The organism is Mesorhizobium sp. M7A.F.Ca.US.010.02.1.1 (assembly GCF_004023085.1).
GTDB lineage: Bacteria > Pseudomonadota > Alphaproteobacteria > Rhizobiales > Rhizobiaceae > Mesorhizobium.
Window position 1 is genome coordinate 59,901 of the sequence record NZ_RZRV01000025.1, and the last position, 23,285, is coordinate 83,185.

Sequence of the window (23,285 nt, forward strand, 5' to 3'; positions counted from 1 at the left end):
CACTTTACTAGGGCTACGTGTAGCCATAGTAAAGTGTCAAACTTTGGCGACAGTATGAACACTCGATTCGCTCTTCTGCTCACCCTCGTTGGCGCCACCATGCCGTTCAATGCGCACGGCCGGGACCTGGCATCAGACCGCGTGGCAATCGCCTTTGCAACGCCGGCGCAAGCCCTTGCCGCGGTCGGGGCGCAAAGGCCGGGAGCATGTAAGACCGCAAATCGTGCCGAGGTCTCCCACCTTGTGCGTTCAATCGCGCAAGAGGAAGGGTTCGACGCCGATCTCGCCGAGACAATTGCATGGGCCGAAAGCGATCTCGGCGCCAGTCAGGGTCCCTCAAAAGCCGGAGCCCTGGGAATCATGCAGCTGATGCCGGGCACTGCGGCCGATCTGGGGGTCGGCGACCGTTGCGATACCCAGGCAAATGTCCGTGCTGGCCTTCGCTACCTGAAGTCACTCTATGACGAATTCGGGGATCCGCTGCTGATGCTGGCGGCCTACAACGCCGGGCCCAACAGCGTCTACAAGGCGCAGGGCATTCCGGTGAATCCGGAGACGGCGGAATACATCGTGAAAATACTGAACCGCTGGAAGTTCGGCGGTGTGGTGAAGAAGTCTGCCCTGACCAAATCCGAGACGCTGGCGGCCGCTCCGCCAGCAAGCGAGGACGTCTGGCAGGATGGTCATGTCATGGATCTCGGCAACTGAAAGGAGCCAAGGGTGGAATACAGGAAAGCGGGCAAATTTGCCCTGAAACTGGCCTTGGCCTCGGCGGTCGGAATAGCTCTCGCGCCAGCCACTGCGTATGCCCAGTCGGCGGCACCAGTCGAGAATGTGCTGGAGTGGTTCGTCGGAGTTCTGCAGGGCAACATAGCGCGTTCATTCGCCATCATCGCAGTCTGTTTTCTCGGCTTCCTCGCCATGACGGGCCGGCTGGCGTGGATGATGGCTTTTTCCATCATCATTGGCATCGCTTTGATCTTCGGTGCCGCGCAGTTGGTGGACGCGGTGCGCGCGACGGCCGGAGGCAGCTGAGAGATGGACGACGAGGAAGTCTATGTCGAGCCTGTCAGCCTGCCACTGACACGCCCCCCTATGAAATGGGGGGTGCGATATGAGGTTTTTGCCCTGAACGGCATCCTGGCGGTGATCGGTTTTATCGCCACGAGCAGCTTCATGCTCGGCCTTGGCTTGTTCGGCGTGGTGCATCTGGTCAGCGCATATCTGTGCCAGCGCGATCCCTACATGTTCCATATTTTCGAGCGGCGCGTCTCCAAACGCGGAGCGGTGGCGAACCTTACTTTTTGGGGGGCGAGGAGCTATTCGCCATGAGCCTCGATGCCGACCTGAAATTTGGCCGTGAGCGCAGGCGTGAAAAGCCCGCGGCGATGCACATACCTTACCTTCGCCATGCCGATGACAATCTGATCGTGACGAAGAGCGGCTTTCTTGTCGGCGTCATCCAGCTCAGTGGCCTGCCGTTCCAGACGATGGACCAGGCCGAACTGAACAGCCGCATGTTCAACCGCAATACCACGTTCCGCAATCTCTCGACCTCTCGCTTTGCCGTCTACACGACGATCATCCGCCGCCACGTCACGCCGGAGATCGAAGGCGACTTTGACAATCCTTTCGTGGCCGAGCTCGACGCCCGCTACATGGATGAGCTTGGGGCGAGAAACCTGTTCGTCAACGAGGCGTATCTCGCGGTCATACGCCGACCGATGGTCGGCCGCGTCGGTTGGGTGGACAAGGCGCTCAATGCGTTTCGCATCAGTACCGCGGGCGAAGAAACCCGCGAAGAGGCGATGGCCGAATTGCGTGACGTTCTCGACGGTGTCGTCAAGGATTTCACGGCTTATGGTGCGCGTCTTCTCGGCGTCGTGAAGCGCCGCGACAGCTTCTTTTCCGAGCCGGCGGAATTTCTGGCGAAGATCCTCGCCGGCGGCGTCGACGTGGAAATGCCTCTGCCGCGCATGAGCCTTGGTGATGTGCTGGCGACACGACAGCTGTTTTTCGGCAAATCCGCGCTGGAACTTCGGGGGCCGGACGCCGCCAAACTCGGCGCCATGGTGTCGATCAAGGAATACCCACCGTTCACTGCTCCGGGCTCATTGGACGGTCTCTTGCGCCTGCCCCATGAGTTTATCCTGACGCAGAGTTTCGCGATCGAAGACCGTGTAACCGCGATGCGCAGGATCAACACGATCGCGAACCAGGTCGAGGGCTCAGACGAGGCGGGCACGACGGTCGAGGAGTCCGTCCACGACGGCGCCGACAAGCTGGCCGGCGGCGAAGTCGTCTTCGGACAACATCACATGAGCGTCATGGCCTTGGCACCGGACATGACCGGGCTCAACCGTGCGCTATCCGACATCACGGCCGAGCTGTCGCGCATGTCGATCGTGCCGGTTCGCGAGACGCTGAACACGGAATTGGCGTTCTGGGCGCAGTTGCCGGGAAATTTCAGCTACATCGCGCGACGTGCGTTGATCTCGTCGCTTAACTTCGCGGGTCTTTTCTCCGGACACAACTTCCCGTCCGGCCAACGTGAGCGGCTGCATTGGAAACGCCCCATTGCTTTGCTCGAAACGACCAGCCAGACGGCCTACTATTTCAATTTCCACGTTCACGATGTCGGGCACTTCACGGTGTTCGGCCCGACCGGCTCGGGAAAGACCGTCGTGCTTTCGTTCCTGATGGCGCAGGCCATGCGCATCATGCCGCGGCCGCGATGTGTCTATTTCGACTATATGCGCGGCGCTGAAATTTTCGTTCGGGCGCTCGGCGGCCGCTACGAGGTGATGGAACCTTCCCAGCCAACCGGGTTCGCGCCATTGCAGCTCGAGGACACGGCAGAAAACCGTTCTTTCCTGGAAGATCTGCTCATCTACATTTTGACACCGGAAGGCGGCGCGCTGGACGTGGCGGAGATGCGCGTCATCAATGCCGCCGTCGACATGATCTACAAGATCCCGCGCGAACAGCGGACCTTCGACCTGCTGCCGGAAGTGCTGCGCGGCTCGCTCATGCCCGGCATGAACGATCTGGCGGCGCGGATACAACCCTGGCTCGACCCGAAGGACAAAGGCTGGCTTTTCAACAATCCCGTCGATCTCATCGATTTCTCGAAACCCGTCGTCGGCTTCGACATGACCAGGATCCTGGGCGACCGAAAGCTGCGCTCGGCGGCGTTGCTCTATATCTTCCACCGTCTCGAGGATGTCATCGACGGCTCGCCGATCATGCTCTTCCTCGATGAAGGCTGGAAGCTGCTGGACGATGAGGTTTTCGCCGCCTTCATCAACGAGACGCTGAAGACCATTCGTCGCCGCAACGGCGTGGTCGGCTTCGGCACGCAGACGGCGGAAGACGTCGTCAATTCCTCCATCTCGTCGTCGCTGATCGAGCAAACGAAAACCAACATTTTCTTCCCCAACCCGAAGGCGAGCAAGGAGTCCTACATGGAGCGCTTCTCACTGACGGCGAAGGAATTCGAGTTCGTGCGCCGAACCGCCAAGGAAACACGCACTTTCCTCGTCAAGCACGACAGCGACTCGATCGTAGCCAAGCTCGATTTGTCGGCGATGCCCGATCTCATCAAGGTCCTGTCCTCGAACGAGGCCAACAGCAAGGAATGCGCACGGCTCCGGGAGACCTTCGGCGACGAGCCGGAAATGTGGCTGCCATACTTCTGCGGATGGGAGAATGAGCATGACGAAGCGGCTTAGCAGCGCTTGTCTGGCCATGGCTCTCGCGACGGCGGAAAGCATGAGCGTGGCGGTCGCTCAGATCGCGGTGATCGACGGGCCGAACCTCGACAAGCGGCAAGAGGACGAGCAGCACAGCACGAAGTCGGATGAGGCCAAGAATGACGAAACCGACAGGAAGAAAAGCGTCGTCTGCACCTATTCGAACAAATACCGCTCACAGATGTTTCGCCGGTCGCCCGCCGAAGCGTTGCAGCGCGACGCGGGCAACGTGAAGATGATCCGCTATTATGCGCAAATATACGGCGTGCCCGAAGGCCTGGCACTGTCCGTCGCCTATCAGGAATCACGCTTCGACACATGCGCCGGGAGCCACACCGGCGTCAAAGGCGTCATGCAGCTGACCAAGGGCACCGGCAAGTCCATGGGACTGGACCGCGACGTGAACGAGCAGAATGTAGAAGGCGGCGTCAAATATCTCGGAATGGGCGTGAAGCAATGCGGGGCGACGAATTACAGCTGTCTCGCCTCCTTCTACAACGGATCGAATGCAGGCGAGCAGAACCAATGGGCCGGCGGCGTCGGCCGCTGGAACAGCTACTTCAACGAATATGTAGGGAGCGGCAAGGCTCCGGCCGCCGCGCCGCCACCATTCTCGATCGTAACGGCCGACGGCGCAGGCGGCACGGCTCAGGACGCGGCCATGGGCACGGTGAGGAAGGCGGCTGGCGGCCTTGATGCAAGCTCATCGCAGATGGGCGCCAACGCCGCGGCGATCGACGCGCTGGCGGGCAACGTTGGCCAGGTGACCGAATACAAGGACGCATGGGAGCTGAACTCGTCGGCTCGTGGGATCAACGCCGATGTCACCAACCAGTACCTCGCCCAGGCGGGGGATTTTACGACGTTGCTGACCCAACTTCTATCGTTGCAGAATGTTCAGGCATCGCAGTCGTCGAAGCTAGTGCAACAGCCGAAGAGCGGCTCTCCAAACCCGTTCTCTTGTGATCCCGCGGAACTGGAGCGGTTGAAGATCGATCGCCGCCGGTGGCTACCGTGCGCGGTTGAGAACGCGGGGTCAAGCTCGGCCGACAGTCGCTCGATGATCATCACCAGTGATCCGGCCGGCGCTGCCAGCGTGATCAATTCTCTACAGCAATAGGAGGCTGACATGAAGAAATTCGCGATTGCCGCCAGTCTGGCGCTTTGGGCAAGCACGGCCCACGCACAGATTGCCGTCATCGATGGCGCCAATCTCGATGTCGCCCGCAAGAATGCGGACAACACCAACTCCATCATGGATTCGAACAAGGACATTTTGAAAAAGAGCGAGGAGATCCTGCAGGCTCTCAGCGGCAGTCGTGACGGTTCGCTCGGGATCGGACAGATGGGTCTTGGCGGCAACATGTCGATTGCCCAGGCGCCGTCGTTCGGATCGATCCTGAACGGCGGGGCTCTTTCGTTTGGTGGCCTTTCGCCCGAAATCCAGAAAATCGCAGGCGCCGTCATCAATGGGCTCCAGCTGGTGAAGCAGCTCCAGCAGATTGCCGGCAAGGAGACCAGCGCCGTCAACACGGCCTATGGCGGCAGCGTCAATGTGGCCTCGCTGCTAAGCGCATTGACCTCGCAGGCTTCGCAGGGCGTTACCCAGCGCCAACAGTCTCTGCAGTCAGCGAGCGGGCAGATTGGGCAGTCGCAGGACGTCAAGGGTTCGGTGGACCAGAACACACGAATGCAGCTGGAAAACGCGCGCGCCGTCAACGAACTGATCGGCGTCCAGAACGGCGCGGTCGCGGCCCTGAATGAGAAGCTGAAGGGAGATCTTCTTCGCCAGAGCCAAGTGCAGAAGATGATGACACCGCGCACCGTCAATCCGTTCGCGGAATTCGGCAAGAGCGGGGGCTGAGCGCTTGTCGAGGCGAGTCCTGCGCATATGCGTTGTGATTGGGCTCGGCGCAGGGCTTTTTGGATGCGCAAATCGCGAATTGAAAGCGCCGTGCGGGCCTTTGGCGTATGCCCACGCCGACGAATGCGGCGCGCTGAAGCCGGTCAATTCAACTCCGTTCGCCAGCATCATTGACGAGGATCCATGAACGGTCTCGCCGCAAGCATCCTCGGTGGCATTGACAACATCGGTGAGGACTTCGTTCGCACCGTCTATATGCAGTTGGGAAATGCGATGGGCAACGTCTTCACCCTGATGCTGACCCTCTATATCGCATGGTGGGGCTATTCGATCCTGAGTGGGCGTGAGTCGATTTCACCAATCGAAGCGGCCTATCGCCTCGGCCGCGCCGTCATCATCTATCTGCTGCTGACCGGATGGGGCACATTTTCCGCGACGATCTATCAGCTCGTGCAAAGCATTCCCGACGAGGTCGGTAAGGTGATCGTCGGCGCCGTGTCGCGGGCCACCGGCAATCAGCTTAGCGACCAGGCGGCAATTCCAGCGCTGATCGACAATCTCTACCAAGGGGCTCAGGACGTCGCCAATCAGGTCTACAGCGGATCCTTCTATGACATTTTTGGTGCGCTGTTGTCGCTGCTCGTTCTGCTGTCGGCCATCATCTTCGCAGCGCTTGCTATTGCTGCGATCATTGCCGCCAAAGTGATGTTGTTCATCACGCTGGCCTTGGCGCCGATATGGATCATCCTTTGGCTTTACCGATGGTCCTCGCGCATGAGCGAAGGCTTTCTTTCGCTGACCACCTTCCTGATGATCCAGCAAATCCTGATCTACGGCTTTCTCGGTTTCTACTTCTCCCTCGTCAATGCGGCGCTGAACACCGCCACGTCCGGCGGAGCGACCATGGACAGCAAAATGTCGCTGGTGCTGCCCTTGGTGCTGGTGACGATCATCGGCATCTACGTTCTCATGCAGATACCCTCGATTGCTTCGATCCTGAATGGCGGCGGGTATCTCAGCACCATAGGCGCTCGTTACTCATATGGGACGTTCGGCAGGAATGCCGTGCGCTGTCCGGCGCGCGATGGGCCGCAGGCCGCGCCGCTCGGGGCGCCCGGCAGCTCGCGACAAACAGTTTTCGATCTTCGCGAGCAGCCAGGGCGGATGCCGCAACCCGGACCGCCATCCAGCAAGGTGCGCGCGATAACTCCAGGCCTCTGGCCTAGAACACAAGAACTATCACCGATCGCGGTCCTCGATCGGATCGGGATCGTCGCGCAAACGAGGCAATAGTGACGTGACAATGCCAGTGGAAACAGCTGCTGACCGCAGCAGCGAACTCGTCGACAAGCGCTATTACAGGGCGGGCGCGACCTGGGAAGACGACACGCACAGGTCAATGCGCCGATCGCGTACATTGGCCTGGATCGTCAGCGGCATTTCGGGACTGGTTGCGGTGCTGTCGCTGCTGGCACTCGTGCTGATCCTGCCACTCCGTCAGTTCGAACCGTACGTTGTAGAGGTCGACAAATCGACGGGCTACCTCGAGATCATGCGCGCGCTTAAGCCTGGAGATTTATCGCAGAACGAGGCCGTCACGGCGGCCAATCTGGTGCGCTACATCAGGGCCCGCGAAACCTACGATTCGCGTGAACTCAAACAGAATTTCGACCTGGCACAGCTCTATTCGACCGACGCGGCGTCCAAGGATTTGACATGGCTTTATACGCCAGCAAACCCACAATCGCTGGACAAGATTTTTGGCCGCAATGTCACTGTCTCGGTCGAGATCAAGTCCGTTTCCCTGCTCAATCGCAACACAGCCTCGGTGCGCTTTGCCACGACGACGCGGCGGGACAATTCGCTCACGGCCGACAATTGGGTGGCGGTGATAAAATTCCGCTACACCTCAACGCCGCTCAAGAACGAATGGCGTTTCGACAACCCGCTGGGATTTCAGGTTACGGATTACCGCCGCGACCAGGAATCGGCGCCGGCTGCGGGGAGCCTGCAATGAGACGGCGCGCGGGCCTCGTCCTATCGACCGCCGTTCTGCTCGGCGCGATCCACGGCGCGGCCGCACGCGACAGCCGCATCCGATATGTCACCTTCAACAACGACGACGTGACGTCGGTGCGCGCAGCCCTTGGCATTTCGACCTTGGTCGAGCTCAGTCCGACCGAAGTCATCGAAACCGTGTCGGCTGGCGACACGAAAGGCTGGTCGATCATCCCCAAACGCGGATCGCGGTTTCTGTTCGTCAAGCCGCTGGAGCGCGATGCGTGGACCAACGTCAACGTGGTCACCAACCGGCGCGTCTATTCCTTGCTGCTGCAAGCGACTGACAATAGCCGTGAGCGGGCATCCTTCCAGGTCCGGTTCAAATACCCGGACGAGGATATCAACGCGCGCTTGCTCTCACAGGCCAAGGAGAGCTCCGCCGATTCGGATTTGAAGGATCTGAATTATGCCAACCTCAACTACGACTATGCCTACAAGGGTGATGACAGCCTGAAGCCGCGCACCGTATTCGACGACGGCACCAAGGTGTTTCTGGAGTTCAAGGGCGACATTCCGGCGATCTTCGTTGTCGACGACAAGCGTCAGGAGTCGCTGGTCAACGTTCGCACGCAGGGCAAATACACCGTCATCGACAAGGTCGCACGGCAATTCACCTTGCGGGCCGATGGCAAGACGCTCTGCCTCTACAATCGCGCGCGACCCAACGCCATCGATCCCGTCGAGCAAGTCTACGGTCCAACGAAACTGACACGCGGTTCCACCCTGCTCGGATCCAGCGGAGGGCGCTAATGTCCCAGATCGATTATAACCAACTGGACGGCAGCCCAACGGTCGCGCGCCGCGGAGCGGGCGTGGGCACCAAGGTCGCTCTGGTCGGCCTCGGCGTAGTGCTGGTAGGCGCGCTGATATGGCTGAACTGGCCTCGAGAGCCGATATCGCGCGATGTTCGCAGCGAGGGCGAGGAAAACTTCAACCCGCCGGAGTTTCGCCCGCCAGCGTTGAACGAGCCGCCTCAACCTGCCGACGGCACGATCGACCAGATCGTGGTGCCCCCGCCCGCCGCCGACCAGAATGGCACGCAGCAGGCTGACAATGTCGATCAGACCGTGCAGGAGGGCGCCGACCTTGATGCGCAGCGGCGGGCGCTGGAGGCACAAATGGCGGCCGAGGAAACTCGCCGCAAGGCCGAGGCGGAAGAAGCCCGCCGCAAGGCCGAGGCTGACGAAGAGGCTCGCCGCAAGGCTGAGGCCGCCGAGCATGAAAAAGCGGTGTGGGAACGCCTGCGGTCGAACCAGATGGTGACGAATGATCAAACCAGCTCGACAGATGCCGGCGCCCCGGCGGCGCAGGTCGAGATCGCGCCGGACGGTCAGATCGTCCCGGTGCCCGGCGCCGACAGCGATCCCAACAAGGCATTCCTGGCGCAGTCTGAGGCAAGTTCTTCCGGCATCGTTAAAGCCAGGGCCTTCCGACGCACCGATGCGTTGATCCCTGAAGGAACGATCATTCGCGGCTATTTGGAAACCGCGATCAACACCGACCTTCCCGGCGCCGTGCGCGCTGTCGTGCGCGAGGATGTCTTCTCTCTCGACGGCAGGCGGATCCTCATCCCGAAGGGCTCGCGCCTGACCGGAGAATACCGCTCAGGGCTCGCGCGTGGTCAGAAGCGTGTTTTCATCGTCTGGAGCAGGGTCATCCGCTCGGACGGCATTTCCGTCGAAATCAAGTCGCCTGGCGCAGACGCGCTCGGCCGCGGTGGCATGGGCGGCCGGGTCGATACGCACTGGGTTGAACGGTACGGCAACGCCATCATGCTTTCCGTGGTTGGCGGCGTCTCTGAATATCTGTCCTCGCTTGGCGATAGCGGGCAAGATGGACAACAGCGCCAGGTGTCGACGATCGATCCCGTAACCGGTGAGACCACGACCGTAACTTATGGGGGCAATGGCTCGCAGCGCGACGCCCGCGGCATCGCCTTCGACAAGTCATCGACCGCCTTGCAGCAACTCGCGCAGGAGGCGTTTCGCGACACGCAGAACATTGGTCCGACAGTCTCTGTCGACCAGGGCACATCGATTGTCGTGTTGGTGCGGCGAGATCTCGATTTCTCGGATTTGTATGCCGATCCCGTCCAGGAAGAAGTGGCGCGCCTGAAAGCCGGTGGGCGACCGAAGACGGCGATTGATCCGACGCCTCTCTACGCGACGCCAAAGGATCATTTCTATCCAGGCTATGGGAGCCCGGTGAAATGAATGCCGTGCATCCCCTCACCGACCCGTGGGCGAGAGCCCCGGTCCTGCGCGCGCATCTGGAGCCGATATGGTCCTATCTGAACGAAGACGCGGTGTCCGAGATTGCGATCAACAGGCCGGGTGAATTGTTCATCGAACGCCTCGGCGCGAAGGAAATGGAGCACGTCGTCAAGCGCGAGGTCACGCCGGGCTGGATTAGGCATATCTCGACGGGCGTTGCGTCGGCGACCAATCAGGTCATCAACGAAGAAAACCCGGTCCTGTCGGCTGCTCTACCCTCGGGTGAGCGCATCCAATGCATCTTGCCGCCCGCGGCTCCCGAAGGCGGGGCGATCTCTATTCGCAAGCAGGTCATCATGGATATGAGCCTTGATGCCTACAAGGATCTCGGCGCCTTCGAGAACACGGCGATGGGCAGCGGTCTGGCGCTGTCGGCCGAAGAAAAGCGACTTGTCGAAATGCTGCACGACACGTCGCCGATGGACTTCCTGCAATATGCAGTGCGCAACCGTGTCTCTATCGTCGTTTCAGGCGGCACGTCGACCGGCAAGACGACATTTTTGAATGCGCTCCTGAAGGAGATCCCGGCTCATGAACGGATCATCACGATCGAAGACACCCGCGAACTGAGGCTGCCCGCTCCCAACAACGTCACCCTGATATCCTCAAAGGGCGACCAGGGGCTTGCCAAAGTCTCGGCCCAACAGCTTCTCGAGGCTTCGCTTCGCATGCGACCCGACCGTCTGCTTTTGGGCGAGTTGCGCGGCGCTGAAACCTTCGCGTTCCTTCAGGCGATCAACACCGGCCATCCTGGTTCGCTCACGACCGTTCATGCCAATTCCGCCCGGTCCGCCTACGAGCGGCTGGCGCTCATGGTCATGCAGGGCAGTACGGGCCTCTCACGAAGCGAAATCCTCGACTACTTGCGCGAGGTCATTCCGGTGGTCGTCCAGATGGTCCGCACCGAAGGCGGCCGGCGCGGCATCAGCGAGATCAAGTTCACCAAGGCGGAGACGATCTAGCGAGGCCCATCCATGCAGAAAATCGCAACAGCAATCTTCATGATGCTCATGGCGATGGCCCTGGGTGTCCTGCTCTTCACGGTCGCCTATACCGCGACGGATTGGTACCGGACCGGCTCCCACGTCCTGTTCGACCAGCTGAACGCCAATCCATTGCCGGTCGTTCGTCAGGCCTGGGGCGACACGATGGCGAGGAATTTTGGCCGGGTCCAATACGCCATTGCAGCGGGAGCATTAGGGTTTCTTGCGCCCCTGGTCAGCCTGTTTCTCATGCGCCCGAGAAAGCGCAATGACTCTCGCTTCATGACGATGAGCGACGTATCGAAAGCCGGCCTGACGAAAGTGGGCGGCGTCTTCATCGGTCGAGCCGGCGGCAGGTTTGCCGAAATTCTGTCGCCTGGCCGCGATCAGCGCTCCGGCAAGATCTGTTTGAGGCAGCGCAAGCTGATCGGCGGCAAGAAATTGTGGATTGATGGCGATGATATCGGCGGGTTCGTCATAGGGCCGCCGCGTTCCGGTAAAGGCACGTCTCTCATCATCCCGAACGCCCTCACCTGGCCGCATTCGCTCGTCGTTCTCGACCTGCGGGGCGAGACCTATGCGGCGACCGCCGGCTACCGCTCGACCATGAGCCGCGTGGTGCGTTTTGCGCCGGCTGACCCCGACGGCAATACCGCCTGCTACAATCCGATGGACTTCATCTCGTTGGACTCAGCACAGCGCGACATCGACCTTCGCAACATCGCTGCGGCGCTGTTTCCCCGACCGCCCTCAAATGCAGACCCTTATTGGGTTAATGATGCCCGCCTCCTTTTTACCGGCATAGCGTCGTTCGTCATGGAATCGCCTGCAATCCCGAACGAGAAGAAGACCTTTGCCACAATCCTCGAGATCATGAACGGCGCCGAGCAGCCGCTCCTGGAATTTCTCGGCTCGCTACGCGAGGAACGCCGCCGCGAATGTTCGCATTTCACGCTGCAAACACTGCTGCCATATTTCGAGATGTCAGAGCGGCAGTTTTCCGGAATCTACGCCGGCGTGCGCACGGGCATGGCTCCCTTTCTCAACGAGCGTCTGATGCGAGCTACGGCCCGCAGCACGTTCGATATTCGCAGGCTCAAGGGTGATCGGATGTCTCTCTATCTCGACGTGCGGCGCGAGCAGATCACGTCGCTTGGACCGTTGTTCAACGTCCTGATCACGCAGATGATGAACTTCATGTCGGAAAACCTGCCGCAGCCGGGCGAACATCCGGTGCTTGTGCTGCTCGACGAGTTCCAGAACCTCGGCAAGCTCGAGAACGTGACCGAAATGGCGAGCGTGCTCGGCGGCAACGGCGTTTCGATGTGGTTTTTCGTGCAGTCGCTGAAGGCTGTAGACGAGATCTATCGCCAGCAAGGGCGCAAGACGCTCATTAACGCCGCTCGCGTACAGATCTTTTTCGGTGCGCAGGACGTTGACGATCTGCGCTATGTTTCCGAACAGCTCGGCGAAACGTCGGATGTGCAAAAGGACGTGACGCGCACCAAGGCAACGTTGTTCGACACTTATTACACGCGCTCGGAACACCGAAAGGAAGTGCGGCGGCCCCTCATGCGGCCGGATGAAATCCGTACCCTAGACAAGAACAAGGTTATCATATTGCCGCGCGGCGAACTGCCGATCCTTGGCACGCGCAATTTCTATTTCGCCGACGGCCAACTCGCCAAACGCGCGTTCATGCCCCTGCCCGCCTCTACCGACGTTTCACGAACGAAAAGCCCTGCGTTGGAAACCGCTGCGGCAGTTCCATCTCCTGCGCTCCCGGCGATTGTCCCGACAGCATCTGCCTACCGCTCAGGCCTCTTGCAAACGCGCCTGCGGCGCGGCGCGACATTTGCCGCAAAAGCGGGCCGGATAACTCCACCGCTGGGCCGGCGCGCAATCGTAAAAGAACGGCTGAAAGCAACAGACGCTACAGCCGTACCGGCTCATGCCGCCATAGATTTTTCCGCTTTGGCGGCTAAAGCGGTGACGACACGCATAGCGCCCGACAAAGAAGCGGCTGTTGCGGCGATCCTAAACAAGGTGCGGTCTCTTCGCGCCAACGCGTACGACACCGAGACTTTTGATCGAAATTTGGGGGTCGTCGAAGATGCTTTGCCTGATCTCGTAGATGGGTAGGCTAGCATTCGATGCGGCGGAGAGGTCATGGTCTACAGCGACCTTGTCGCACACGTCATGGCGGCTGAGGACATTGCCGCGCGCTCGGGCAGTGCCGAGGTCTCAATCGAGAAGATCATACGGCGCGAAAACGTGGACGATACTGGGCCTCGACAGGCGTTTTCAGGGACCCATCCCGTCAAGTTCAATCGCAAATCCGCATCAACCACGCTCGCGCTATGAGATCGCCAAGTTCCCAGTCCGTGAGTTCGCAAAGGGGAAGCATTCTCCTCACGGTCAAGGCGCCCCGCGGCCCACTCAATTGCAGTCCTAGCGCGTTGACGCTCCATCTAAAAATCCTCTCCGGCTGTTAGAGACAATGGGTCATGGGTATGCAAGGAGAGGCCATGTCTCTCACTTCTGCCTCTAAGTCCCTCGCCGAACGCCATGCCGCTGACCTGCTCGCCATCGGGGAAAGCTCCTTGCGCGCCGAGATCGGCAAGGCATTGCGGTCCGACTTTCGCGATGGCACGCTCGGCATCTCGGCGGAAGGCAAGTTCTCAAGCTTCTACGCGCCCTTCGATTGGGTGAACACGCGGGCGGACGTCGTCATCGTCGGTATTACGCCCGGAACCAGCCAAGCCACCGAGGCCTTGGTGCAGATGCGCCGTTCCCTGATGGCCGGCAGGACGATCGAACAGGCCGCCGAGGCCGCCAAGCAATCGGCGTCTTTCAAGGGGACGATGCGGACCCTGGGCGCGCGCCTGATGGACCACTTCGATATACACCGGCTCCTGGGTTTGGAGACCACGGAAGAGCTGTTCGCCGGTGCGGCACATCGAGCCCACTATACTAGCGTACTTCGCTATCCTGTCCTCAAAGAATTCGCCAACTATTCCGGCGACGCGAAGCTAATGCAGCGTCCGATGCTCGAGGCCATGGCCGAATCCGGCCTGCCTGATGAACTGGGTATGCTGGACGATCCCTGGATTGTCCCATTCGGGCCGGTGGCGCATTCGGTACTGGAACACCTCTCGGGGCGTGGCTTGATCGCGTCCGACAGAATCCTGGGCGGACTCCTGCATCCGAGCGGCACCCAGTGGAACCGCTACAACGCCCAGCTCGATATCGACAGCCCCAAGAAGGCCATGACAGTTCCCGGCGGCCCTGCCGTTATGGAACGTAGCGCCGCATTGCGGGAGACGGTGGCCCGCCACATGGCGGCTAAGCCGGATCAGTGCGGTTCGCGATAGTCACTAGGCGGCGCCCTTTCACGGTCGATATGAAGTTGCTAGTCGCTCCCAGAAGCGCAAGGTGCTCTGCGGGTATGTTCTCACCGTTAAGACTCGCCTCGTGAAATGTAGGGCGAATGGCCGGAATGAGGCGCATTGCAAACTGGCGGCTCTGGGCCGAAGTCGGACTAACGGATTCAACGCACACGTGGAAATTCTGCGTTGGCCTTGGTTTTCTCACGGATCCAAGGCACGGATTTTCTGCTTAGAGACCACGTCTTCCTAAGCTACACTGTGTTGAAGTGGTGATAGCAGTGCGCCTTTCGAGGTTGGCGGAGCGCTAGCGGATAAAGTTGCAGATAAGGCCGGACGCAATGAACCAAATCACAGCCCTGCAGCCAGGAATGCTTCGAACCAATCTCAGAGGGCAGATCAGGCAGACACAGCTTCCGAAATGGAAGGCGCTCCTCCCGCTGTTCGAGGCGGTAATGAACTCTTTTCAAGCAATTCAGGACGCGAAGTCCGAAGGGCGGCATCGTGTCACGATCGTCGTGGAGCGCGACGAAGATTTGCTTGGCGAGGACACCGCCCCTATCGTCGGCTTCGAGATCCGCGATACCGGCATCGGCTTCACTGACGAGAACTTTGACTCCTTCAACACTGCGTATTCGGAACATAAGTACGAAAGAGGAGGGAAAGGCCTCGGCCGGTTCATGTGGCTGAAGGCCTTCCAGAAGGTTCGCGTCAGGACGACTTTCCAAGCTCAGGACGGCGATGACGAGCCAAGTCACTGGCTGCGGGATTTCGAGTTCGGCTTCGACTACGACCCCGACGCGGCCAGCGCCACCCAAATCGATAGCGGTACATCAGGAACTACGGTCAGACTCGGGGGCTTCCTTTCGCCTTACCGCGAGGAATGCCCAGCCGACATCGAGATACTGGCGCAGCGACTGGCCGAGCATTTCATTCTCGTGTTGATGCAGCCGGAATGCCCCGAGATTGAGATTCATGACGGCGGCATCAAACTGTCCCTCAACAAAGTGTTTAACGAGAACTTCCAACGCGGCGGGCACAGCGAGAAATTCGAGATAGCCGGACAAAGTTTCCGCATCGACGGGTTTCGCCTGCACTCGCCTCGAGCATCGAAACATCGCCTGATCTACGCGGCAAACTCCCGCGCGGTGATCACCGAAAGGCTCGACCAGTTCATCCCGAACTTCATTGGACGGCTGCAGGACGAGGAGGGAAGCAGTTTCGTCTATCTCGCGGTGGTCCAAGGGGACTACCTCAACGAAAGGGTAAACAATTTCCGCACCGACTTCGACATGCGCGAGGAACTAGAGGACGGGCAAGGCGATCTGCTTCAAGTAGAAGACCTGCGGCGGTCCGACATCCGGACGGAATGCCTCGCGTTCGTACAACGGGACCTCGCCGAGCTGATCGACAGCCTTAACGCCGCAAAAGCCAAGCGGGTGCGGGATTACGTCCGAACGGAAGCTCCACAGTACAAACCCCTCCTTCGCTACCTAGATCAGTTCATCGGCTCAATCTCGCCGACCGCCTCCAAAATGGACATGGAGTTGGCGCTCCACCGGGAACTCCATCAACGCGAGGTTAGCCTAAAAAGAGAAGGTTCGCGCATACTAACCGAGGCAGCAAGGCAGGACGACTACGAAGGGTACCGTCAGCGTCTGTCGGAATTCATGGAACGTTCGAACGAACTCGGCGTCTCGGCCCTTGCCCAGTACGTGTCCCACCGCAAGATCATCATCGATCTGTTGGAGAAGGCGCTCTCCAACGACAAGCGGACGGGGAAGTATCCGCTCGAAGAGGCCGTTCACAATATTCTCTTCCCGATGAGGGCGACGGACCAAGATATCCTCTATGCGCAACAGAACCTTTGGATCATCGACGAACGCCTCAACTTCCATTCGTTCATCGCTTCCGACCGGCCTTTAAACTCCCACACTGATTTCACCTCTGAATCACGGAAGCGGCCGGATCTTTTCATCTTTGACCGAAAGATTGCATTCTCCGAAAAGCCCGACGACGGTATGCCGCTCAATAGCATCACCGTCATCGAGTTCAAGCGACCGCAGCGGGACGACTACACCGGCGACGACAATCCGCTCAGACAAGTGTTCGAGCAAATACAACTCATTCGCGGTGGCCAGTTCAAGGATGACCACGGCCGGCCGTTGTCGGTTGCGGGGGACAGGATCCCCGCTTTCGCCTACGTCGTCTGTGACATCACGCCGAGCATGCACGCCGAGCTGAAGATGTCGGACGCGATGCCTACCCCGGATCAGCGCTCCTATTACGGATATCACCGGACCTTCGGGATCTACTTCGAGGTTATCGACTACGGTCGGCTTCTTGCCGATGCCAAGCGGCGCAACCGCGTCTTCTTCGACCGCCTGAACCTCATGGACGCGGAGCGACCCTAGAATTCGGCCGAAAAGGTCGCGCCGCGAGGACGGAGACATCCAGGATATCGCTTCGATCAGGGGATTGCCGCGGATCGGCTACGACGCTCTTAGCCCAAGTCAAACGAGAGCAGGTGTCGTCCGCTTAAGCCGAATGGCAGCTTCTGGGAAATGGCGGAAATATCTTGAACGGCGCCGATAAGAGGCGCATTGCTGCCATTTCTGATCATTGTGTGACGAGTGCGTCGCAAACCTACCCCCGCGGTAGGACCCTAGGTCGGCCCTTGTTCAGCGCTCGTAGTCGTTATCGTTTGAGCGCTGGGTCTTCCGGTCCTGCTCTTCCGACTGCCGCGCCTCCTGTTTGTTCGCGTCCTTCTGCTTGGCTCTCACCTTCTCTTGCTCGGCGCCTGTACGCGGCTCAATCGGCTCGCGGGGATCGTCCCGAGTTGGGAGGTCTCGCCCTCGCGCCTCGCGCTCGGGGATTGGCTCCTCACCGCCACCACCACGACGCTGCTGTTGCCGCTCGAATTGCAGCCGCGCCAGACGGTCGTGCATCTTGTCGTTCACCTCTTCACGATATTGTTCGAACTGTCCTTGATGCGCCGGCGGCAGCGTCCCGCGCATATTGTCCAGAGCCTGATTGACGCGGGCCATCTGACGCCGCATTTCCAAGGGGGTTTGCGCCATATCCAAATCTCCTATCAGTGCATTCAATTCTCTCATACCGGGATGGGACAGGAAAGACTTCTGCCCCGATTGATCAGCTCCGCGATCCGCGGCAGGAGCTGGTTGCCCTTCCTCTGTCCGATCGCCACGAAACCGCAGAAAATTGTTGCCGATCGACTCCGCTGCCGTGAGAGCCTGACCGACTATGCCCGCGGTCCGCATCGTCGTCACAGTCTTTTGCCATGCGGCAGCGATTGCATCGCCGTTAACGACAAGGGATTGCCCATCGATACGGCGTTGCCGCTTGGCCTCCACTCGCTCGATCGTCCTGGCGCTGACCTGGTAGCGCGGATCGCTCTGCGCGCGGCTATAGGCTCCAGCATGCTCCTTCGTGAATGGCCGCGTCATCGCATGATCCATACGCCGCGTCGCCACCATCGCAATGCCGTTCTCGCGTGCTTTTTCCGCAAAGGTCTCGCGCCAGGCGGCGAGATCTGGCTTGTAGAATTTCAGGCGCTCGCCGTCGGCAGAGCGCGCCTGCACCATCGCATGGATATGGACGTGCTTGGTGTCCTTGTGATGAGCCAGGACGAACTTGTAACCTGGCGCGCGCTCCTCAAGCACGGCGCGCGCCGCGGCCATGACGGCATTGGCATCGGTGCCGGCTCTCGCCGAGAAAAGCAGATGATAGGCATTGCGGCGCTCACGCCCCGAAAACTGCGGGCGCCATTGTTCGTAGACCGAAGCCGCCGCCTTGGCGGGGTTCCTCGCGCCCCGAATTGGCTCGCCGTTCGCAGTGCGGACGTCTTTGTTTGTACGGATGAACTTTTGCAAAAAGTATTTCGCTTTGGGTTCACGGCTGACGGCCGCAGTAACCTCTGCCTTGGCTACCACACCAGCCGCGCCCATGGCTTCAGACAAGCGCGCCTCGCACTTGTCGAGCGCCTTGCTGCGCGAATTTTCCCGACCACCGGCCAGCACCTTTGCAAGCGGCCCTGCCCGCTCATCGGTGTGTGCGTAAACCTGCACCGTCTGTTTATCCTGCGCATAGACGAACGGTTTTGCACCGAAGGCCTCGTTCAGCGCCTCGCTCAAGGCGGCATCGGTGACCTCGCCGGCGAGCTCGAAACGAACCTCGATAAAATTGGTGTTTTCCAGGGGCGGTTCGAACGTCTCGCAAAACGTCTCCAGAAACGCTTTTCGTGCGCCGCCTGTCGCAAGGACCTGCCCATCCTCGTCAAAAATCTCGATGTCGTGTTTCGCGCCGTTTTCGTCCTCGCGCTTGCCGATGTAATTGAGCAGCCGCGCGGCGGCTTCCCTGGTCGACGGAGGATTGGGCATGACCTTGAACACGGCAGGCTGCGCGCCCGCCGCATAGCCTGCCCGTGCCGCCACGGCCCGCGCCTGATAGCCCGTCCGCGCCGCTCGCCCTGTAGCGCTCGCGCGACCCGCACCACGGTCGCCGCCGCCGCGCCGCTTCCAGTCTTCCTCCTCCTCTTCCGGCCGGAAACCGGCGAGGGTGGCGCCATAGACCATGATCGGCGCGCTAGGGGCCCTGGGCGAACTCGCAGCAGCAGTGGACTTCGGTGCCCTGCTGGACACGGAGCTCCCCGCCGCCCCCAATCCTCCCGGCGACGAACGAGGGGCGTTCCTGCCGCCACCTGCCGTCGAGCCGGCTTGTCCTTGCCCGAGGCGTCCGCCGCCACCGGTCCGCTCATAACTCTTCATCGCCTGGAATTCACCGGCCCCGCGTCCGGCGCCCGTCACGGACTTGTCGTCGTCCAGCACCTCACGCTTCACGCCGGACTCGCCCCGCAGATAGCGTTCGATTTCGGCCGCGTAGCCAGCAAGACGACCGCTCATGGCCTTGCTTCCCTCGCCTTGCGAGACCCGACGGTCATCGTCTTCAGTTCATCGCGAAACTGCCGCACGAGGTCGCCCACGGCGATCAGCGCCTGCTCAAGGTCCTCATCATGGGCAACACGGCCGTCGTTCATGGCGCGCACGGCTTGATTGAAATTGATGCCGACGCGCCGCAGCTGGTCGGTCATCTCCACGATCGCGGGCCGCAACGCCTCTGACGCGACAGGCAGATGCCCGACCTCTGGCCGCACCAGACGCCGGACGACCTCGCTGACGGTGACGCCGTCGCGCTTCGCAATGGCTTTGAGACTGGCCAGCTCGTCAGCCGAAAACCGGATGTGCGTCACCTCGCCGTAGCGTTGTGACGCCTTCTTTACCGCTACTTTCTGGGCGTCTGCATTCATCTCTCAAGCCCGCTTGCGGGCGCTAAGGCCCGCCAGGGCCGCGCCGCCTATTTTGTGTGTATCACAAAATAGGCTATCCTGCCAATAAGGAAAGAAATTATGGGCGCGTCTTCTCACCAGTGGCAGCAGCGCGGGCGAAATGTTCCCATCGTGATTTGAGGCGGTGTGTCTATGATGCGTTGGCGACATGTTTCCATGTTAACATCGAAACATCGGCCTCTGATGGGTAGCCGGAAAGCGTAGTCGGAAAATGCGCGGTCGACGGGCCACCGGACCCCTTATTTGCTGAAGATAGCAGCTGCGCAAAACCGCACCTTAAGCGAACCCTTATCGATGCGCGCCTGGGTTGCCAAACCAGCCTTCCCCGTCGACAATGTCACCATGTTTCGACCGTGATTTTGTTTCATGTGTCCATGATGACTTGTTTCCATGTTAACATGGAAACAAGGAGACAACGCCGGAAGGAGGCCCCATGATCATCTCCGCTGCGATCCCAAAGGGCGGCACTGGCAAATCGACGATGCTGCGCACCCTCGCATCCGTCGCGCTGCATCGGGGCTATTCGGTCACTCTTATCGATGGCGACCGGCGGCAGAACATGAACCGCTGGTTCCAGATGCTGGGCGAAGCTGGCAATCGTCCTGACAGACTCACGATGGTGAGCGCGATGACGCCGCAGGAAATCCTTCGCGCGGCAGCCACTCACAACGGGGAACGCTCCGTCGTCTTGATCGATACGGAAGGCACCACAAATGACAACCTCATGGCCGGGCTCTTCGCGGCCGACATTGTCGTCGTGCCGGTCTATTTTGCCCTCGATGATGTGACCGCCGCCATCCAGATCACCGACCACTACATCCCGCTGGCGGTCGAGAGCCGGGGTAGACCGTTGCCGGCGATATTCGTGCTGACCAAGCAGACCATCATCGATGGCAGGGCGCGAGCCCTGACCGAACTGCGCGCCATCATCCAGGCCAACGGCACGCCCATTGCAGAACACGTCCTGCACAATCGCGTTGCCTACCGCGACCTTCAGACCGGGCAGACCCTTTACAGCCCCGAGGTGCCTGACGCGAAGGCGATTGCCGAGAGCGAAGGGGTCTTCGACGACCTTCTGCAAACCTTCATCGAAGCCACAAGGAACGCGGCATGAGTGAAGAAACCGCACCGAAACCCGGTGACGACAAGAAAGCCCGCATGATGAAGGCGATCTCCACTCAGCCGCCGGCGCTGCCCAGTTTGTTCATCCCACCGAAGGTTGAGACGTCAGGGACCAAAGAGCAAGCTGCGCCACAGATGCAGGAACCGACAAAGCCGTCCGCGGCAGTTAGGCCCAATTTCCGCAAGCTGCTGCGGCAGGGTCAGAAAAAGGACCCCATTGCCGGAAAGAAGATTCGCGAGGAGGAGATGATCCGCTGCGGGTACTATTTGACGGCAGTGGAGCAGCGCCAGTTCAAGTTGCTGGCGATCAGCAACGGGCACAGCATGACCGAACTGCTGCGAAAGGCCGTGCAGGATTATATCCGCGTTCATAAGCACAAACTGCCAAAGGAATAATCGGCGGTATGGAGTCGCTGTCGCATGCTGTGACGGGTGATGTTAGTGGCTCCTTTGCAACGTGCAAAAAAAGGGCCCGCGACGGAACACTCCGTCGCAGGCCCTGAGATGTGCTGCCTACTTGGGATGGTTGAGGTGTTTCAGCACTTGGCCGAGGATTGTGTCTCGCACCGGACGCCCGCTGGCTGCCGCTTTGTCGTCGACCAGCTTTGCGGCCAGTTTGGGCGACAGCGGGATGAAGTCGTAGCCGTGTGAGATGGCTGCGCGGTGAAGATCCTCAAGCGTTTCGAACGCGCGATCGTGGGTGCCGAGCCAAAGACCGGGCTCGTCGGTTTCTTCGTGCGGGAACGCTTGCAGGAAGTAGGTCCGAAGTGGTGGATCGTAGCCGATGACAGCGTCTGGGTCCGAGCGGCCCTGTCCGGTGACGGTGCCAGTGACAGTGATGGTGTAGCGGCTCATTGCAACCTCCTTTTGCCGGTGGGGAGCCGGCCCCTTGCGGGGCCGGCCACCGATGCCTCACTGGGGGTTGTTCCAGAGGATGACCTTCTTGTTTTCCTCGCCACCCGGGGCGGGAGCGAGATTGCCGAAGATCACGCCGATCTCGGGGGCTTCCAGCTTGACCGAGAGGTACTCCTCGCCCGAGCGCTGGGAGATGCGGTGCCAGCCGGCTCCGATCTCGAAGCCCGTGCGCTTGTTGACGATCCGGTAGTCGGGCGCGTCATCGCGCGACTTGTTGGTGTTCGGGATCAGGGTGATCGGGGCGTTGACCCGGAGCGTGGCAAAGACGCCTTCCATCGAGCCGTCGGCCTTGGTGGTGAGGTTTGCGATCGTGGTGGCCATGGTAGTTCTCCTTCGGTTGCATCGGGACCATTCCCGATGGCGCCAAAGGAGAGGGCCGTCCTGCTGCGGTCATCTCGGCGAAAATTCTGGAAAATTCTATTTGCCGAAAAATAGCGGGCAGGCCCTTCGCCTGCCCGCAGATAAAAACAGAAATCGAATTTTCCTGAATATTCGTCGAGTGTACCCCCAACGGGGGTTGACCGCACAAAGCAGGCGGTCGTCTACAAAGGCGACATGAAACGGGAATGGCCCCGGATGCGACCGAAGGAAAAGAACTCAGGCCGCCATCGCCAGACCGCCAACGCAACGCTGGCGGACCGCAGGAACATGCTGCAGCCTCTGGGTCATATCGTCGGCATTGCCAACACATCGAACAGCAGCCCGGCGCGTGACCGCCTTGCGTGTTCGGTATGGCGGCATAGCGGTTTCGAGATCGGGGCCGGCTGGCAGCGGCCTTCACGCCCCTCGGGGGATGATACCGTAGTCAGGTTGGATGACCCGCCAAGCCAGGATGTTGTTCGGCACGCTTGCACCCGCTTCAGAGGCGAGACGGGTCAAGATGATCATCCGCACAACGCCCCGCGGCTCTGCGCGTGGACCGGTTTCGAAAGGGGCCGGCTCCGTCCGCTCATACAAGTGGATTAGGCGGCGAGGAGCCGGATCAACTTATCGGATTGAACCCGCCGGGCTGTCGGCAGGACCGCATCAATCATCCTGGCAACCTTAGACGCTCCTCCGGCATCATGCGGGCTTCGGCTTGGCGGCGAATGTCCGAGCCTGCATTGCGGAGCATGGCGCACCAGTCCTCCACATTGTACGTCGTCGCCATCCGGCCCCTGGCCAGATCGTAGATGACGCACGGCTTGTTGGCGATTGCGAGCCGAAGCACGTCGACGGCCGTACCGGGTGATGCGCCGTCCCAGACCATCATGCCAAAGTCGGCGCGCCGCGCCATCTCCCGGTCCTTGGCGGCGTGGAACCAGTGCTCGTGAGCTCCTTCAGGAGACGGAACATGGTAGGCGGCCCAGTCGCCCAGATTGTTGCGGGGTTCCTTGCCGGCATGGAAGACCCCGACATGCTCGTACTTGTAGCCGGCGAGCAGGCCCTGCGCCTCGGCATCGGCTCCAGGCGCGTCGCCAACCAGCACGCCGTGCTCGGCAGCAACGATTGCGCCGATGCGCGCGATGGCAGGTTCCGGCAGCTCGAATATCTCGCGTGATCCGCCTATGAATATCATCGACAT

The 23,285-nt window shown here is 60.4% G+C and carries 22 protein-coding genes; 17 read left to right on the forward strand and 5 right to left on the reverse strand.

Annotated features, from left to right (window positions below):
- The first annotated feature begins 99 nt into the window (after positions 1-99).
- From EOA19_RS23100 to EOA19_RS23165, 15 genes are all read left to right on the forward strand, one after another.
- Entirely contained in the window at positions 100-708 is a 609-nt protein-coding gene (locus tag EOA19_RS23100) for a lytic transglycosylase domain-containing protein (protein ID WP_164893007.1), read from the forward strand.
- 12 nt (positions 709-720) lie between these two features.
- Positions 721-1,035, forward strand: a complete 315-nt coding sequence (locus tag EOA19_RS23105) for a TrbC/VirB2 family protein (protein ID WP_023720448.1) — start codon at positions 721-723, stop codon at positions 1,033-1,035.
- 3 nt (positions 1,036-1,038) lie between these two features.
- Positions 1,039-1,332 (forward strand): VirB3 family type IV secretion system protein, encoded by a 294-nt coding sequence (locus EOA19_RS23110; protein WP_128304894.1) that lies wholly within the window; start codon positions 1,039-1,041, stop codon positions 1,330-1,332.
- Entirely contained in the window at positions 1,329-3,731 is a 2,403-nt protein-coding gene (locus EOA19_RS23115) for a VirB4 family type IV secretion system protein (RefSeq protein ID WP_128304895.1), read from the forward strand. The genes EOA19_RS23110 and EOA19_RS23115 overlap by 4 nt, the downstream gene beginning before the upstream one ends.
- The gene (locus tag EOA19_RS23120; RefSeq protein ID WP_164893008.1) at positions 3,715-4,872 is read left to right on the forward strand and encodes a lytic transglycosylase domain-containing protein; all 1,158 of its coding nucleotides are present in this window, start codon (positions 3,715-3,717) and stop codon (positions 4,870-4,872) included. Before EOA19_RS23115 ends, EOA19_RS23120 begins: the two co-directional genes overlap by 17 nt.
- Positions 4,873-4,881: 9 nt before the next feature.
- Positions 4,882-5,616: a type IV secretion system protein gene (locus EOA19_RS23125; protein WP_023785080.1), complete on the forward strand. Its 735-nt coding sequence runs from the start codon at positions 4,882-4,884 to the stop codon at positions 5,614-5,616.
- Between the two features lie 183 nt (positions 5,617-5,799).
- The gene (locus EOA19_RS23130) at positions 5,800-6,909 is read left to right on the forward strand and encodes a type IV secretion system protein (protein WP_128304897.1); all 1,110 of its coding nucleotides are present in this window, start codon (positions 5,800-5,802) and stop codon (positions 6,907-6,909) included.
- Positions 6,910-6,919: 10 nt separating this feature from the next.
- Positions 6,920-7,633 (forward strand): VirB8/TrbF family protein, encoded by a 714-nt coding sequence (locus tag EOA19_RS23135; protein WP_164893011.1) that lies wholly within the window; start codon positions 6,920-6,922, stop codon positions 7,631-7,633.
- The gene (locus EOA19_RS23140; RefSeq protein WP_164893009.1) at positions 7,630-8,427 is read left to right on the forward strand and encodes a TrbG/VirB9 family P-type conjugative transfer protein; all 798 of its coding nucleotides are present in this window, start codon (positions 7,630-7,632) and stop codon (positions 8,425-8,427) included. The genes EOA19_RS23135 and EOA19_RS23140 overlap by 4 nt, the downstream gene beginning before the upstream one ends.
- Positions 8,427-9,890, forward strand: coding sequence for a type IV secretion system protein VirB10 (gene virB10, locus EOA19_RS23145; RefSeq protein WP_128304900.1), 1,464 nt, complete (start codon positions 8,427-8,429; stop codon positions 9,888-9,890). Before EOA19_RS23140 ends, virB10 begins: the two co-directional genes overlap by 1 nt.
- The gene (gene virB11 / locus EOA19_RS23150) at positions 9,887-10,912 is read left to right on the forward strand and encodes a P-type DNA transfer ATPase VirB11 (protein WP_128304901.1); all 1,026 of its coding nucleotides are present in this window, start codon (positions 9,887-9,889) and stop codon (positions 10,910-10,912) included. Before virB10 ends, virB11 begins: the two co-directional genes overlap by 4 nt.
- Before the next feature lie 12 nt (positions 10,913-10,924).
- Positions 10,925-13,075 (forward strand): type IV secretory system conjugative DNA transfer family protein, encoded by a 2,151-nt coding sequence (locus EOA19_RS23155; RefSeq protein ID WP_128304902.1) that lies wholly within the window; start codon positions 10,925-10,927, stop codon positions 13,073-13,075.
- Positions 13,076-13,102: 27 nt separating this feature from the next.
- Positions 13,103-13,297 carry a hypothetical protein gene (locus tag EOA19_RS35385; RefSeq protein WP_164893010.1) on the forward strand — a complete coding sequence of 65 codons (195 nt, stop codon included), beginning with the start codon at positions 13,103-13,105 and terminating at the stop codon, positions 13,295-13,297.
- 164 nt (positions 13,298-13,461) lie between these two features.
- Positions 13,462-14,307 (forward strand): hypothetical protein, encoded by an 846-nt coding sequence (locus tag EOA19_RS23160; protein ID WP_128304903.1) that lies wholly within the window; start codon positions 13,462-13,464, stop codon positions 14,305-14,307.
- Positions 14,308-14,660: 353 nt separating this feature from the next.
- Positions 14,661-16,733, forward strand: a complete 2,073-nt coding sequence (locus EOA19_RS23165; protein WP_128304904.1) for an ATP-binding protein — start codon at positions 14,661-14,663, stop codon at positions 16,731-16,733.
- Between the two features lie 267 nt (positions 16,734-17,000).
- Here EOA19_RS23165 and EOA19_RS23170 read toward each other — a convergent pair whose 3' ends face one another.
- Both EOA19_RS23170 and EOA19_RS23175 read right to left on the reverse strand, forming a co-directional pair.
- Positions 17,001-19,241, reverse strand: coding sequence for a relaxase/mobilization nuclease domain-containing protein (locus EOA19_RS23170; protein WP_128304905.1), 2,241 nt, complete (start codon positions 19,239-19,241; stop codon positions 17,001-17,003).
- Complete coding sequence (locus tag EOA19_RS23175; RefSeq protein WP_128304906.1) at positions 19,238-19,645, reverse strand: hypothetical protein; 408 nt, start codon at positions 19,643-19,645, stop codon at positions 19,238-19,240. Before EOA19_RS23175 ends, EOA19_RS23170 begins: the two co-directional genes overlap by 4 nt.
- Before the next feature lie 472 nt (positions 19,646-20,117).
- Between EOA19_RS23175 and EOA19_RS23180 the strand changes: the two genes are divergently transcribed.
- Complete coding sequence (locus tag EOA19_RS23180) at positions 20,118-20,798, forward strand: ParA family protein (protein ID WP_128304907.1); 681 nt, start codon at positions 20,118-20,120, stop codon at positions 20,796-20,798.
- Entirely contained in the window at positions 20,795-21,202 is a 408-nt protein-coding gene (locus EOA19_RS23185; protein ID WP_128304908.1) for a hypothetical protein, read from the forward strand. The genes EOA19_RS23180 and EOA19_RS23185 overlap by 4 nt, the downstream gene beginning before the upstream one ends.
- 117 nt (positions 21,203-21,319) lie before the next feature.
- Here EOA19_RS23185 and EOA19_RS23190 read toward each other — a convergent pair whose 3' ends face one another.
- From EOA19_RS23190 to EOA19_RS23200, 3 genes are all read right to left on the reverse strand, one after another.
- Positions 21,320-21,661 carry a hypothetical protein gene (locus EOA19_RS23190; protein WP_128304909.1) on the reverse strand — a complete coding sequence of 114 codons (342 nt, stop codon included), beginning with the start codon at positions 21,659-21,661 and terminating at the stop codon, positions 21,320-21,322.
- 57 nt (positions 21,662-21,718) lie between these two features.
- Positions 21,719-22,042 carry a DUF736 family protein gene (locus EOA19_RS23195; RefSeq protein WP_128304910.1) on the reverse strand — a complete coding sequence of 108 codons (324 nt, stop codon included), beginning with the start codon at positions 22,040-22,042 and terminating at the stop codon, positions 21,719-21,721.
- A 709-nt stretch (positions 22,043-22,751) separates the two neighbouring features.
- A partial coding sequence (locus EOA19_RS23200) for a hypothetical protein (protein WP_128304911.1) occupies positions 22,752-23,285 on the reverse strand: 534 nt, incomplete at its 5' end.

Bases quoted from the DNA above. Each gene is read 5' to 3' on its own strand.
- EOA19_RS23100 (WP_164893007.1), top strand. From the start codon at position 100: ATGCCGTTCAATGCGCACGGCCGGGACCTGGCATCAGACCGCGTGGCA.
- EOA19_RS23110 (WP_128304894.1), top strand. From the start codon at position 1,039: ATGGACGACGAGGAAGTCTATGTCGAGCCTGTCAGCCTGCCACTGACA.
- EOA19_RS23115 (WP_128304895.1), top strand. From the start codon at position 1,329: ATGAGCCTCGATGCCGACCTGAAATTTGGCCGTGAGCGCAGGCGTGAA.
- EOA19_RS23120 (WP_164893008.1), top strand. From the start codon at position 3,715: ATGACGAAGCGGCTTAGCAGCGCTTGTCTGGCCATGGCTCTCGCGACG.
- EOA19_RS23125 (WP_023785080.1), top strand. From the start codon at position 4,882: ATGAAGAAATTCGCGATTGCCGCCAGTCTGGCGCTTTGGGCAAGCACG.
- EOA19_RS23130 (WP_128304897.1), top strand. From the start codon at position 5,800: ATGAACGGTCTCGCCGCAAGCATCCTCGGTGGCATTGACAACATCGGT.
- EOA19_RS23135 (WP_164893011.1), top strand. From the start codon at position 6,920: ATGCCAGTGGAAACAGCTGCTGACCGCAGCAGCGAACTCGTCGACAAG.
- EOA19_RS23140 (WP_164893009.1), top strand. From the start codon at position 7,630: ATGAGACGGCGCGCGGGCCTCGTCCTATCGACCGCCGTTCTGCTCGGC.
- virB10 (WP_128304900.1), top strand. From the start codon at position 8,427: ATGTCCCAGATCGATTATAACCAACTGGACGGCAGCCCAACGGTCGCG.
- virB11 (WP_128304901.1), top strand. From the start codon at position 9,887: ATGAATGCCGTGCATCCCCTCACCGACCCGTGGGCGAGAGCCCCGGTC.
- EOA19_RS23155 (WP_128304902.1), top strand. From the start codon at position 10,925: ATGCAGAAAATCGCAACAGCAATCTTCATGATGCTCATGGCGATGGCC.
- EOA19_RS35385 (WP_164893010.1), top strand. From the start codon at position 13,103: ATGGTCTACAGCGACCTTGTCGCACACGTCATGGCGGCTGAGGACATT.
- EOA19_RS23160 (WP_128304903.1), top strand. From the start codon at position 13,462: ATGTCTCTCACTTCTGCCTCTAAGTCCCTCGCCGAACGCCATGCCGCT.
- EOA19_RS23165 (WP_128304904.1), top strand. From the start codon at position 14,661: ATGAACCAAATCACAGCCCTGCAGCCAGGAATGCTTCGAACCAATCTC.
- EOA19_RS23170 (WP_128304905.1), bottom strand. From the start codon at position 19,241: ATGAGCGGTCGTCTTGCTGGCTACGCGGCCGAAATCGAACGCTATCTG.
- EOA19_RS23175 (WP_128304906.1), bottom strand. From the start codon at position 19,645: ATGAATGCAGACGCCCAGAAAGTAGCGGTAAAGAAGGCGTCACAACGC.
- EOA19_RS23180 (WP_128304907.1), top strand. From the start codon at position 20,118: ATGATCATCTCCGCTGCGATCCCAAAGGGCGGCACTGGCAAATCGACG.
- EOA19_RS23185 (WP_128304908.1), top strand. From the start codon at position 20,795: ATGAGTGAAGAAACCGCACCGAAACCCGGTGACGACAAGAAAGCCCGC.
- EOA19_RS23190 (WP_128304909.1), bottom strand. From the start codon at position 21,661: ATGAGCCGCTACACCATCACTGTCACTGGCACCGTCACCGGACAGGGC.
- EOA19_RS23195 (WP_128304910.1), bottom strand. From the start codon at position 22,042: ATGGCCACCACGATCGCAAACCTCACCACCAAGGCCGACGGCTCGATG.